Here is a 12862-nt window from a genome sequence, read left to right as displayed (position 1 = left end):
TTACCCTATGACAGATGTCAGCCGTATTTGTTCAGACCTCGTAAAAATTAATTCGGAGAATCCGCCTGGCAGGACTGATGAGGCCTGTGAATATATTCAGGCGTTCCTTACCGGCATTGGTATTGAATCAGACATATCGGGTAATGCACAAGGGATGTGCAACCTTGTCACCCGCGGGCTTCGAAAAAAACTTCTCCTCTGTGGACATGTGGATGTCGTCCCCGCTCTTGACAGTGGCTGGACCCATCCCCCGTTATCCGGCATTATTGATGACGAGTATGTGTACGGCCGGGGAACAACTGATATGAAAGGTGGTTGTGCTGCCATCCTTTCTGCCTGTGAAACGATTGCCAATAAAAACGATGAGATCCCCGCCACCCTTGCTTTTGTGTGTGATGAAGAGACCGGGGGAGAGAACGGAATTCGGAGGCTTCTGGCGGATAATGCCATCTCTCCCGGTGACTGCATTATTGCAGAACCTACACCCACACGGCACCCAAATATCGGCCAGAAAGGTCTGATGCGGCTTGATATGCAGTTTACGGGAAAACCCGCCCATGGGTCGCTCTATCCTGCAGTCGGGGTCAGTGCCATCATGGAAGTGATGGATTTTCTCGAATATGTCAGAAGTCTGCATGATCGGGAGTATCCCGTAGATGAACACTTAAAGGAGATTATCAGCCAGTCCTCCGGTGTGCTTGCACAGGAATTTCATATCCATGACGTTAGTAATATCCTAAAGAATCTCACATTTAACCCGGGAATCATTTACGGCGGTGAAAAATCCAATGTGGTAGCACAGCACTGCGATCTGGAACTGGAATTCCGGATCCCCTGGGGCTGCAGGATTAAGGATCTTATCGCCGACATTTCGGTTCATGCAGGAAATGGCCGGATTGTGACACAGGAATCCCACGACCCCTCAATAACCAGTCCGGAATGTCCGCTTGTTTCACGAACGTGTGAAGCAATACAGGAGATCTATGGGGGAAGGGTGTTTCCCATTGTGCAGTGGGCGGCAAGCGATGCACGGCATCTCCGGAAATACGGGTTCAATGTCATTGAGTATGGCCCTGGTGAACTGACCCTGCTGCATGCCATCGATGAACGCGTACAGGTTGAGTCGCTGGAGAAGGCTGCTGCCATATACCAGACGGTAATGCAGAAGTATGTGTAGTATAAAGTATCAGAAAAAAAGAATCATTCAATAGTAATTTTAGACTTGATCTCCTTTACCTGTTTTTTCAGCTGAACCTCCAACACGCCGTTCCTGAACGTGGCCTTCACCCCGCCTTCGCTGACCGGTTTGGGCAGTGGGATGACCCGGCTCATTGAGCCAAACTGGCGCTCGTGGAGGTAATAACCCTCCTTCTCTTTTTTCATCTCCATTGTCCGCTCGCAGGATATCCGGAGCGCCCGCGGGTTGATCAGATCAAGGGAGATATCCTGTTTTGTGATACCGGGCATCATGTCCACGGTCACGATGACTGTATCATCGTGTTCGGTGACATCGACATGCATATGGCCCTGGGGAACAATAGCTAATTCTCCCGTATCGCCTGCGGGCAAAAGCGGCACACTGCCCGGTTCCCCCATCTGGTGGAACATGGAATCCATATATGCCCGCATATCATCAAGTTCATCAAAAATTGACCGGTTTCTTCGCCACATACATTTTCCTCGTCTTTATTCCAGACGAAAAGCCACATCGTCCGGTGTGTGTTCAACGACAATACTGGTGCAGGATCCTGGGTTTACCCGCTGGCCCGCGAGTAGGTGTCAGCCATCCGGTGTGCGATTGGGTCCCAGAGGAACTGCCGGTCGACCTTCGAACGTCCCCGCCTTCCGAGTACTTCTGCATTACCGGGATCATCAATCATAGTCCTGATCCCCCAGGCGAGCGAACCGGATTCCGGCTGCACCTTGATTCCATTGACGAATGTGTCGATGTTCTCTGACAGGCCTCCGACATCACAGGCAACAACCGGTTTACCCGCACTCCATGCTTCGAGAAGCACAAGACCGAACGGTTCGTTGCGGCTTGGGATTACGACAAGATCGCATGCATTCAGCAGACGAATATACTCCGAATCCGGAATATAGCCAACGAAATTCACTGGGAGATCCCATGCCCGCTCCTGGAGGAACTGCCGCATACCCCCGTCACCGGCCACAATCACCTTCGCATCCCAGCGGTGCTGGCATACATTACGGATCGCGTCGATGAACAGGTCCGGCCCTTTCTGGTAGACCAGCCGCCCGATGAACAGGATAAGCGGGGCATAGGGGTGGATCCCGTATGTTCGTTTCACATCACCGGGATCGAGATTGGACCGGTACTGGCGCGGCACGATACCATTGGGAACCACATCGCACTTCCAGTCGGGCACATTGTAGAGATGCATAATTTCGTTTTTCATGACCGTTGACACAGCGGTCACCCGTTTTGCAATCAGACCACCATACCATTCCTTACCCGAGACTTCGCAGAATTCCCACCAGTCTCCGAACTGGTTGCCGTTTCTCCCATATTCGGTAGAATGGAACGTGAGGATCGTATCCCGATCCTGCAACCGGTGGAGCGCCGGGATCGGGTGCCAGTCATGGAAGTGAAGGATATCAAATTTCACTTTTTTATCGAACTGATGGAATTGCTCGACCATCTGGTTGCTCATGTCCTCGCAGTAGTGCACCGTATTACTACCCTGCGGCCGGCAGTAATGGTACGTGACTCCGTTGATTACCTGATCCGGCATTCCTCCACGGGTGAAGTAGTGTACTTCGTGATTCTTTGCAAGGGTCTCTGCGAGGTTGGTTGCTGCGCTTGCAAGACCGCCCACGCGCTCGGCATACATCGACTCCCAGCAGAAGAATGCTACGTTAAGTGACTCCATAACAACTCCTTTCGTTCATTTATCTCTTTCAACAGTTCCTGCCGGTCTGTACAGCCTTTCACGGTTCCGGCCAGTTTTTCATCGTCCAGTGTATGTTCGATCCAGTGGGCAATATCTCCCCGTTCCTGGTGATACGCGATTGAGTCGGCCGGCACTACCCGGAGCAGATCGTAGAACTGGTCGAGACTATATGCTGCATACCCGACATAACCGGATGGCGAGGCAAAGTGGAACGCCTCCTCCGGTGTCAGGGTTCGCAGCGTCTTTGCGGATCGCCGGTTCTTCATCACCCGTATGTTCCGTTTCTCAAAGTCCGCAAGGATCGCCATGTATGTCCGAAACGCATCCTCGGCCTCATGGTGGCTAAAATAGTTGTGCACCTCGCCGCAGGTGCCGTACTTGGAGGCCATGTAATAGAAGTGGTCACTGGTGGTGAGATACCGCCAGATGGATTTGTCCTTGGCAAAGACCGCCGCTTTCTGAATCGCCGAGTAGGCAGTGTGCTGCCGCTCGTTGCCCATCCAGGCCGATGCATCCTTCTCGATATCAGCCCACGAGATCGTATCACAGACATCGATCGTGCCGACCGGTGCTTTCTGCAGCAGGGTCTCTGTCGGCAGGACTGTCGTTACCCCCCGTCTCTCCAGCTCGGCGGGCAGGTGGGAGAGGAAATTAAAGATGCCGGTCTCTTGCCAGAAGTGCTCCCCAAAGGTCTCGTAATCCAGAAAGATATTGGTAACATCCCCGGTTGTGCCGGCCAGCCAGTCAGCATAAGTATCCGCGGTCAGTGGGTACTTGTCCCAGCCCATGTTGGCAAACCGGAATGCGATATCATCGGAGAGCTGGATGTCACGAAGGAGAACGGGCATATCATAGCAGGTATAGATATGGTGCGGACTGCGCCAGCTGAGAACCCGGTCTACACCTTCGGTGAAGATGCCGGCATAGCCCATCTCTTTTACGTGGGTGGCGATCTGGTTGTTGAAGGTGAACTCGGTATTTTCAAAGACGGTGGGCCGGATCTTGAAGAGATCATACATCAGGTCGGTGTGCATGCCGGCCTGGTTGATGAACTCCGACTTGTCGCCAAAACAGCCGGCGATGCTGTGATAATAGGTCTGCCCGAGCAGCTCGCAGTTCTTGTGCCGTGCAACATGGTCAAAGAGGTCCAGCACATCCGGTTGCCATTTCTCCAGCTGCTCGATTAAGGTTCCGGAGAATGAGAACGCACAGTGGAACCCTTCATCCAGTTTTTCAAGGATTATCCGCGTGGCTGGCATGTAACACTTTTCTGTGACCCGGTCCAGCACCTCCCGGTTCAGTTCATCAAAATAGAGGTCATATAGATCTTTTTTCTTCTTCTTCGGATCCGGCGAGAAGTGCCGGTTGAGCCGGAATGGCTGGTGCACTTCAAAGCCAAAACAGACGTCAGGCATCAGCGGGGTACCTCATTATTCATCCGTTCATTTTTGTCCATTTCGGCCAGATTATTTTCAGGAGGATGTTTTAGCGAAATGTGTTCTCCTTCAATACGTGCCCCGTTATCAATAATCACGGATTTTCCGTTCATGCCCATCGAAAGATGGGAATAATGCACCCAAAGCGCTGCCTTTTTTTGTGTTATTTCCTTCTGTTCCATGTCAGATCCCATTCCTCTTTCCGTCATTTCCGTTGCTTATATCGTCATACTCATGTATTCCCTCAACCATCAGGTTCAGGCATCCGTCGTCCCTTCTCCGATATCTACTAAGAGATGCCGGATATCTATCCAGATGATCAGTTCGTGCCGCTCGTGCTCCTTTTCCTTGATCTTCTTTTTGATGATACCAAGGATCGCTGCGTCTTCGCGCCCCCCGGAGGCCGACGTGGAGTCAATATCGCTCCGCTCGAAGGTGGAGACCGCGAGGACATCGTCTACTAAGATACCGGTTTTTGCCTTTGTGATCTTTTCATCCAGGACAATGATCCTGCTGCTCTCAACGGGAAGATCCGATTTCTCGAGTATGTTGAGGCGCTCCTTGAGATCAATTATGGTGGTGATCTCACCCCGGAGGTCGATGATGCCCATCATATAGGAAGGGGTGTTAGGAAGCTTGGTGATGGATGTGTACTCCACCACTTCCCGCACATCGAAGAGATCAACTGCGTAGTGCTCTTTTCCGAGCAGGAACTCAACCACCTGGAGCATACCCGCCTGGTGTTGATCCTTTCTCTTCAGGACCATCTCCGACTGGATCGCTGCTGATCCGGAGGGGGAGTTTAACTCCTCTTTTTCACCTGCTGTTTTTGCCATGGGAATACCCTCCGTCATCAGACCCTGAACCGCGAGACTTCTTTTGTCACCTTGTCAACGATATTGTTGACATTTGCCACCACCTTGGTGATCTGGTCAATTGCTGCACTGGACTCTTCGCTTGCAGCAGCTGCATCCGTTGCCTCCCTCGTGGTGTTCTGCATCAGTCCGCCCACCTCATTGACACTTGCAGTGACTTCCTCAACCGATGCAGCCTGCTCTTCTGCAGCAGCTGCAACGTCGCTCACATTCTGGCTGATCTTGTCGATTGAAGAGACGATCTTGGTGAAACTGGAAAGTGTCTCGTGCAGGGCTTCACTGCCTTCCCGGACTCCGGTATTAGCTGATGTGACCGCGTCAACTGCATTTAACGTCTGTTTCTGGAGATTATCGATCATCCCGGCAATGCGCTCGGCTGATGCCCGGGATTCAACCGCAAGGGATTTGACTTCGGTTGCAACGACTGCAAATCCGCGTCCTGCATCACCGGCACGGGCCGCCTCGATCGCGGCGTTGAGGGCGAGGAGGTTCGTCTGGTTTGCAAGGTCCGTGATCAGGTTAACGATCTCGCTGATCTTATCCATCTGGTCCTTGATCTCACCGATGATCTGGTTCACGTCATTGGAGGATTTGGTGATGCCCTGCATGCCCTGTTCGGTCTTCTGGGCAAGTTCCATGCCTTCCTTGCTGAAATTTGTCGTGTCCTGCACGATCTTTGCTACCGCTTCAGACTTGGTTGCCACATCCTGGATCGTGTGAGAGAGATCTTCCATTGCCTTCTGCACCTGTTCGATACCCTGCGTGGCCTTCTCCGCATTGACACTGACACCGCTTGCATTCTTTGCAACCTGCGCAGAACCCGCGGAGACTTCCTCAACACTGGCGTTGGCCTCTTCAGCGCTTGCGGCCAGGTTACCGACCTGCTGATTGATGACCGACAGTGATTTCGAGACCTCAATGCCGATGTTGTTCAGTGCCTGCTTGAATTTGACGAAGTCACCCTGCACATTGAGTTTCTCGTCAACACGTGCCGTAAAGTTGCCCTGTGCATATTCATTGGATACCCGCATCGCTTCATTCACCGGGCCGACTACGGAATCAAGGGTCTTATTGACTCCGGCAACAATCTCCCAATACCCGCCTTTGAACTTGTCGGCATTCCCGCGGATAGAGAGTTTTCCTTCGACCGCTGCCTTCGAGAGCATATTGGATTCAGCGACCAGGGCGCGGAGCGATTCGGTGGTAGTCCGGAGGGCAGGCCCGATCTCGTCCTGCGCATCTTTAGACTGTACATCTACGGAAAGATCGCCGTCAGCGATCTTCTTCATGGCCCCGATTACCACGTTCTGGAGGTCATCAGAGAATGTGTCCATGGTTCCTGCCATGTCACCGATCTCATCCTTGCGGTTCATCTTCAACCGGTTGCCAAGATGGCCTTTTCCCAGCTCCTTAAGGTTGGTCGCAACCAGATCGATTGGTCCGGTAATGCTCTTGGAAAGGTACAGCGCAATGCCGATCCCTGCGATTATGGCAACAATGGTTGCAATAATCATCATCATGCCGCTACTTGCGGCTATCGCATCACTAGCATTATCGAGTTTCTGAGCTTCTTTGACATTCACTTCAAGCAGCGCCTTATATGCGGCAACAGTGTCTGTCCGTGCATTGATCAAAGGAGATCCGGCTAAAAGAGATGCATCGACTGCTTTCTGGTCATTGGCATCGGCAGCTTTGAAGTTCTTGTCCAGTTCTGCAAGGAATAGTGGATAGCTGGCATCAAATTTTGCCAGATTGATCTTCTCTTCTTCCACAAGATACGTGGCCCGGTAGGCATCCATCTGCGTCTTGATATCTGATTTCATCAACTCAACCGTTGCGACAGTGGCAGGTCGAGCTGCAGGTACAAAGTCATACCGGTAGACTTCTGCCCGTATCTGCTGGAAATCAGCAGCTACTTTTCCCAACTGGTCAATTGGAACCGTCCGATCATTGTACATGCTCGCTGTGTTCGTACTCATGGTTTGCAGACTAGTGTACCCGACTACTGCCACAATAGCGAGAAGGAGGATTACCACCAGGAATCCCCCGATCATTTTCTTTCCGATTTTCATATCATCAATGAAACTCATACACTTCCTTCCTCCTTCATGTTCCCCAATTCCCCGGTCCGGCGATATCCCCTCTTACGAAAGGGCGGTTTTTCGTTCTCCCCCGGTCGGTTCCTGCCAGGGAGGTGCCAGTTCCGGCAGGTTGCCGTATGCAGACGAATACATAACATGGGGTATAGACTCTTCCCTAATTGTCAAATTATGAAACAAAAATTGAAACAATGATGACGAGGCACAAAAATTAATGGGAGATTCTGATCTCATCCTTGTTTTATATTCAGCCCCGTTATCGGGAAAAATGCTTTTTGCATTTATGCCCATCGAAAGATTGGAGTAATGCATCCAGAGTGCTGCATTTTTTTGTAACAGCTCTTTTTGTTCCATACCAGATCTCTGAGGTCTCCCATTCCCCGGGCTGACAATATTCCCTTTCACGAAATGGTGTCTTTTATCGTTCTCACCACGCTTTGTCCCTATCGTCTTTATGCCAAACAGACACTAGGCAGATTCTTGTTGATTCTCTGGCCTGTCAGATTCCGGAGGATACCGGGCCTGATTGCCGCACCCTATTAAGGGGTGATTCGTATTGTATCTATGCATAATATAAATATATTTGAATGCATGGCATTGGTGCATGGCATATGCGCTATCTTTTTATAGTAAGAATACAGTGAAGCATATCTAATGGCAGTAAATAAATTCCCGGATGAGGTTGATGCCATCAGGAAACTGCTTGCGAATAATACGGATGGGCTCAGTATCAAGGCAATCGCAACCACGCTGGGTATGAACCGGAACTCGGTTGCCAAGTATCTCGATATGCTCCAGATGCTGGGAAGGGTCACGGTCAGGCAGTATGGATCTGCCAGGATCTATACGCTTGCAAACAAACTGCCCGCAGCAGCAGTTCTAAAAATCGGAAAAAACAATGTCCTCATATTCAGCCAGGGCCTCATTGTTATCGATATTAATGAACCGTTCCGGGAACTCCTTCAGGTGCCTAAAAAAGATCTCATAGGAAAAACAGTTGAACAACTGCCGTTTTTTCTGGAATCGCACCCGGACCTGTCCCATCTCATCCGTGATGGCCTGAAAGGCAAAGAGATCCGGATTTCTACGGTACTGGTGCTTCCGGATCGATCCCTGCCGGGCACATTCATCTTCAGCCCGGTCTTTTTTGAAAACGGGGATCCCGGCGTTGCCCTTATTGCTGATATAACAGCTGGCACCCAATATCCCACTCACCCGGAAACCGGTGCTGAACGGTTGCTTGTTGAAATGGATGAGGTAGAATATATCTGCCGTTTCAAACCGGACGGAACACTCACCTACATCAACTTGACTTATGGTAAGCTGCTGCAGAAGCCAATAACCGATCTGCTCGGTCATGAGTGGCGGCCAGCGGTTCCCGACAGCGAGTATAAAAAAATCAAAAACTGTCTCTCCACACTGAATCCTGCCCGCCCGGTTGCATCACTGGAATTCAAGGTGATTACTCCTATGGGGGAATCAAGGTGGCAGCGATGGAAATTCCGGGAGATATTCAACCCGGATGGCCAGACTACCGGGTACCAGGGAACAGGCCTTGATATCACTGAGATAAAAAAACTTGAAGAGAAAGTCAGCAGAGACGCAGATGAACTGGAGAAGATAATCCGGCAGCACAAGATCGAGATCCAGGAGTTAAATAAACAGATCTATACCGATATTTCCAATCGCGAGAAAGCTGATTTTCAGCTCCAGTTTACCCAGTTTGCGATGAACAATGCTTCGTACATGATCATCTGGATCAGTCGCGAGGCCCGGTTTGTGTATATGAACAAGAAAGCCCGGCAGGTATTGGGATACTCCTACCGTGAACTGGTTGTAAAAAATTTTACGGATCTTCTTGCCGGAAGCCTCCTGTTGACATGGGACGAGATCTGGGAAACCACCCGTCAGAATCATCAGTACATATTCGAAACCGCAATAAAGACCCGCGAAGGGCGCGATATCCCGGTTGAGATTGTTCTCAATTACCTTGAGTTTAAGGAAAAACAGTACTGCTGCTGTTTTGCAACCGACATCACCGGGCGCAAAAAAGCCGATGATACCATACGGAAGATCGGGCGGGAATGGCAGACGACATTCGATGCTATTACTGATGTGGTTTTCCTGCTCGACTATAAGGGACGGATTGTCCGGTACAACCGTGCCTTTGAAACATTTATCGGAAAACCAGCAGATGAGATTGATGGCAGGTATTGTTACGAGATCCTGCATGGTACCGTCTACCCGATCGAGGACTGCCCGAACGTGAAAGCACAAAAAAGCCGGCAGCGTGAGACCCTTGAACTGAAGATCGGTGACCAGTGGTTTGTTGCTGCGGTTGATCCGGTTTTTTCTGATAGTGGTGAATTTTCCGGAGCTGTTCACCTCCTTGTTGACATCACTGCGCGCAAGCTGGCCGAAGAGGCGCTGCGAAAAAGCGAAGAAAAATTCCGTAACGTGTTCGACTGGGCAAACGATGCCATTTTGTTGCATACCCTGACTACAGATGAGTTACCCGGCCGGTTCATTGACGTGAACCAGGTTACGTGCCGCATGCTCGGATATAGCCGTGAGGAGCTGCTCACCATGGGTCCCCCTGAAATTATGCCCCCGGAACTTCATCCCATGCTCGGAGAGATAATCCGTCAGGCAGAATTCAAGGAATCACTCCTTTTTGAGACCCGGCTCCTGCGAAAGGATGGCACGACCATCCCGGTCGAATCCAGCGGTCACCTGGTTACCTACGATGGGAAGAGGATCTGGCTTTCCCATATTCGTGATATTACTAATCGTAAACTGGGAGAAAAGGCATTGCGCGAATCACGCCAGATCCTGGAGGCCATACTTAATTCCATCACCGTCCGGGTCTTCTGGAAGGATAAAAACTCAGTTTATCTTGGCTGCAATACTGCGTTTGCCCGCGATGCCGGCTTTAATAAACCGGAGGATATTATCGGCAAGGATGATTATGCAATGGGCTGGCGTGATCAGGCCGATATGTACCGTAATGATGACCGGGCAGTAATTGTGAGCGGAATACCAAAACTCCTTTTCGAAGAACCGCAGACCTCATCGACTGGTGAAAGAATTCAACTCCTGACAAGCAAAGTTCCGTTGCGGGATGCCGGGGGAGAGATCATCGGCGTGCTGGGAACGTATCTTGACATCACCGAGCGCAAACGGGCAGAAGAGATGATGCGGCAGCAGGCACAGATCCAGACGGTTAACCGGCGAATTTGATTAATGTCGGGAGAATTACGGGTGCAGGATCTGTGGATTTGCCGAATGAGAACCGGATCGTCGTTTCGGATTTTTAAAATAAAATTAGATTGGTATGATTATTTTCTTCTCAATACAAGAATCAAACCGCACACCACAACCAGCGCACCAAGCACGGTCAGGAAAGAGACTGATGAATACGTTGTTTTCTTTGGCACTGGCGATGTTACAACTGCAGTAATATCTGATGTGATTGCTGCGGTTACCCCTGGTGAAGGGGAAGTTATCTCTGTCTGCACCAGTACGGGTGTTGCCGTTGTGTAAAACGTCCCGATCCGGCTTATTGTGACAACAGGGGTGATGGTGCCGGTGATGTTTACGATTTGGAGTTTTCCCACCATACTCTCTCTGTTCTTTTTTGCATCGGCAAAATTCGGATCAATGCCGAGGGCTTTTTTGAAACACTCGGATGCATCCTGCGATTTACCCAGCTGGACATAGGCGAGTCCCTTGTTGTTCCAGACGGTTGCGTTTGTTATGGTTACTCCGGTTGCCCGGTTAAAGGAATTGAGCGCCTGGTCGTACATCTGGCTGCCCATGTAAGCCAGTCCTTGGTAGTTCCAGGCCATGAAGTTAAGGGGGTCAAGTGTTGTGCAGCGATCATAGGAGACAACCGATGAATCGAACTTCTCCAGCTGGAGATAAGCATACCCCTGGTTGCAGTATGCATCTCCGCGGTTGGTCTGGATGGTGAAGAGCTTATCATAGACAACCACGGATTCATTATATTTCCCGAGTTTAAACAGGCCATATGCCCGGGCATTCAATGCATACGGATCTGAAGCCCGTATCGCAAGAGCCTGTTCGGATAGATTAACGGCAGATTCGTATTGTCCCAGACCATTTAAGGTCTCTGCCTTTCCCGCCATTGCAGCGGCAAAATTCTTGTCAAGTTCGAGCGCATTATTGTAATACGTAAGGGCATCAGCATAGTTTCCCACTATTGCCGCGTTCTGCCCCTTGGTATACCATTCCTGTGCATCCTCAGCATGCACGACGGGAATGGTGAGAATGGCTAAGAGAACAACCAGAATAATTGTTTTTGATTTCATAATCCTATGTCGAAATTTCCCTTAATCGCAGATGAATGTATTCATTTTTTACCAAGAAAAACGCTCTAGACGTTTCATGTGCCGGTGTGTTTGGGATCCGTGGAATCACTGAAGATTTTAACGGACTCTGCCCGGCTCTGGTTTATGACAGGCGCAGAATCCAATGGTAAGAGCCACGGTAATAGCACAGAATGCCGCTGCACAGTATGCAGAAAAAAAACCAAAAGTGTCTGCGATCAGACCGGCAATGAAAGGAAGTGCTGCCATACCCAGATAACTGGTTGTAGAAAACAGCCCCATGGCAAGACCCTGGGGCGCTTTATTGCCGGCAAGAAATGCCATCTGGGCGATCATGACAATTCCTGCAAGTGCGCCTATGACGATGAAACCAACTGGCGAATAAAAAGCGATAAGGACTCCCAAAACCATCAGGACCGCTGACCAGCGGATTGCAAGAACCGGTTGCAGCGATACGCGGGAGGTGATGAGCGCTGCGAGAATGGTAGAAACGCTCATCAATGCAATCCAGATCCCGTCAATATCGGCAGATGCGCTGGAAAATTCAGGGTATAACGAGATGACCACACCGGTTATGCCGACCATAATAATCGAAGAATACCAGAGCCAGCGGTATTCGTTCACCAGGGGCAGGAGGAGATGGGTATCGTTGCGGGGTGTGACTTGCCGAGACTCACGGATGAAAAAGCTGGCACCTGCGGGAATGAGAGAACATGAGGCAAACAGCAGTATTCCGATTACCGGGAGTTGGTACAAGACACTCAGCCAGCCCGCAACGACAAGACCGGTAACAAGTCCGGCATTCAGCATCGCCATGAAGTACCCGCTCATACGTTGATGATCCGGTACAGAGTTGACATACGACATGGCAGCAGCAATAAAACACCCCGCCCCGATCCCTTCAATAAAACGGATCGCCAGCATAAGGAATGGAGATCCGATAAGCGCGAGAAACATCCCGCTGACTACCGTAGTGATAAGGCCAAGACGGATAAGCGGGACATGCCCGATCCGGTCAGACAGTATACCGGCAGGAAGCGTACTGACTACGGCTCCCAGGAAATATGCTGCATAGATTGCACCCTGCAGCGAAGAACTATCCGCAAATGCTGGTAGGACGGGAACGATGGCATTGGAAAGGGCCATCACTGCAAAGACGCCGAAAAAAAGAGTGAGCCGGGTTCTCAT

The 12862-nt window shown here is 50.6% G+C and carries 11 protein-coding genes; 2 read left to right on the top strand and 9 right to left on the bottom strand.

Annotated features, from left to right (window positions below; genetic code table 11):
* The first annotated feature begins 7 nt into the window (after positions 1–7).
* A complete protein-coding gene (locus WC593_03310) occupies positions 8–1177 on the top strand; it encodes a M20/M25/M40 family metallo-hydrolase (protein MFA4824165.1) in 1170 nt (389 codons plus the stop codon).
* Positions 1178–1200: 23 nt separating this feature from the next.
* On the opposite strand, the gene WC593_03305 is transcribed toward WC593_03310, so the two are convergent.
* The 7 genes from WC593_03305 to WC593_03275 all read right to left on the bottom strand — a co-directional run bounded on the left by WC593_03305 (position 1201) and on the right by WC593_03275 (position 7679).
* Positions 1201–1671, bottom strand: coding sequence for an Hsp20/alpha crystallin family protein (locus tag WC593_03305; GenBank protein ID MFA4824164.1), 471 nt, complete (start codon positions 1669–1671; stop codon positions 1201–1203).
* Between the two features lie 83 nt (positions 1672–1754).
* Positions 1755–2894 (bottom strand): glycosyltransferase family 4 protein, encoded by a 1140-nt coding sequence (locus WC593_03300; protein MFA4824163.1) that lies wholly within the window; start codon positions 2892–2894, stop codon positions 1755–1757.
* Positions 2876–4330 (bottom strand): alpha-amylase, encoded by a 1455-nt coding sequence (locus WC593_03295; GenBank protein MFA4824162.1) that lies wholly within the window; start codon positions 4328–4330, stop codon positions 2876–2878. The genes WC593_03300 and WC593_03295 overlap by 19 nt, the downstream gene beginning before the upstream one ends.
* Positions 4330–4533 (bottom strand): hypothetical protein, encoded by a 204-nt coding sequence (locus tag WC593_03290; protein MFA4824161.1) that lies wholly within the window; start codon positions 4531–4533, stop codon positions 4330–4332. Before WC593_03290 ends, WC593_03295 begins: the two co-directional genes overlap by 1 nt.
* Before the next feature lie 75 nt (positions 4534–4608).
* A complete protein-coding gene (locus tag WC593_03285) occupies positions 4609–5118 on the bottom strand; it encodes a chemotaxis protein CheW (GenBank protein ID MFA4824160.1) in 510 nt (169 codons plus the stop codon).
* An 86-nt stretch (positions 5119–5204) separates the two neighbouring features.
* Positions 5205–7316 carry a methyl-accepting chemotaxis protein gene (locus tag WC593_03280; GenBank protein MFA4824159.1) on the bottom strand — a complete coding sequence of 704 codons (2112 nt, stop codon included), beginning with the start codon at positions 7314–7316 and terminating at the stop codon, positions 5205–5207.
* 54 nt (positions 7317–7370) lie between these two features.
* Positions 7371–7679, bottom strand: coding sequence for a hypothetical protein (locus WC593_03275; protein MFA4824158.1), 309 nt, complete (start codon positions 7677–7679; stop codon positions 7371–7373).
* A 300-nt stretch (positions 7680–7979) separates the two neighbouring features.
* Here WC593_03275 and WC593_03270 point away from each other — a divergent pair, with 300 nt between their 5' ends.
* Positions 7980–10565 (top strand): PAS domain S-box protein, encoded by a 2586-nt coding sequence (locus WC593_03270; protein ID MFA4824157.1) that lies wholly within the window; start codon positions 7980–7982, stop codon positions 10563–10565.
* Between the two features lie 98 nt (positions 10566–10663).
* On the opposite strand, the gene WC593_03265 is transcribed toward WC593_03270, so the two are convergent.
* Together WC593_03265 and WC593_03260 are read right to left on the bottom strand one after the other, a co-directional pair.
* On the bottom strand, positions 10664–11656 hold the full coding sequence (locus WC593_03265; protein ID MFA4824156.1) for a tetratricopeptide repeat protein: 993 nt from the start codon (positions 11654–11656) through the stop codon (positions 10664–10666).
* A gap of 117 nt (positions 11657–11773) precedes the next feature.
* Positions 11774–12862 (bottom strand): MFS transporter, encoded by a 1089-nt coding sequence (locus WC593_03260; protein ID MFA4824155.1) that lies wholly within the window; start codon positions 12860–12862, stop codon positions 11774–11776.

The organism is Methanoregula sp. (genome assembly GCA_041645435.1).
Taxonomy (GTDB): Archaea; Halobacteriota; Methanomicrobia; order Methanomicrobiales; family Methanospirillaceae; genus Methanoregula.
The sequence above is the reverse complement of the archived record's forward strand: the minus strand, read 5'-3'. Positions and strand labels throughout refer to the sequence as shown.

What these genes read in the sequence shown, in the direction of transcription:
- WC593_03270 (MFA4824157.1), top strand. Translation starts at nt 7,980, where the DNA reads ATGGCAGTAAATAAATTCCCGGATGAGGTTGATGCCATCAGGAAACTG.
- WC593_03310 (MFA4824165.1), top strand. Translation starts at nt 8, where the DNA reads ATGACAGATGTCAGCCGTATTTGTTCAGACCTCGTAAAAATTAATTCG.
- WC593_03265 (MFA4824156.1), bottom strand. Translation starts at nt 11,656, where the DNA reads ATGAAATCAAAAACAATTATTCTGGTTGTTCTCTTAGCCATTCTCACC.
- WC593_03290 (MFA4824161.1), bottom strand. Translation starts at nt 4,533, where the DNA reads ATGGAACAGAAGGAAATAACACAAAAAAAGGCAGCGCTTTGGGTGCAT.
- WC593_03275 (MFA4824158.1), bottom strand. Translation starts at nt 7,679, where the DNA reads ATGGAACAAAAAGAGCTGTTACAAAAAAATGCAGCACTCTGGATGCAT.
- WC593_03260 (MFA4824155.1), bottom strand. Translation starts at nt 12,862, where the DNA reads ATGAGAACCCGGCTCACTCTTTTTTTCGGCGTCTTTGCAGTGATGGCC.
- WC593_03285 (MFA4824160.1), bottom strand. Translation starts at nt 5,118, where the DNA reads ATGGTCCTGAAGAGAAAGGATCAACACCAGGCGGGTATGCTCCAGGTG.
- WC593_03300 (MFA4824163.1), bottom strand. Translation starts at nt 2,894, where the DNA reads ATGGAGTCACTTAACGTAGCATTCTTCTGCTGGGAGTCGATGTATGCC.
- WC593_03305 (MFA4824164.1), bottom strand. Translation starts at nt 1,671, where the DNA reads ATGTGGCGAAGAAACCGGTCAATTTTTGATGAACTTGATGATATGCGG.
- WC593_03280 (MFA4824159.1), bottom strand. Translation starts at nt 7,316, where the DNA reads ATGAGTTTCATTGATGATATGAAAATCGGAAAGAAAATGATCGGGGGA.
- WC593_03295 (MFA4824162.1), bottom strand. Translation starts at nt 4,330, where the DNA reads ATGCCTGACGTCTGTTTTGGCTTTGAAGTGCACCAGCCATTCCGGCTC.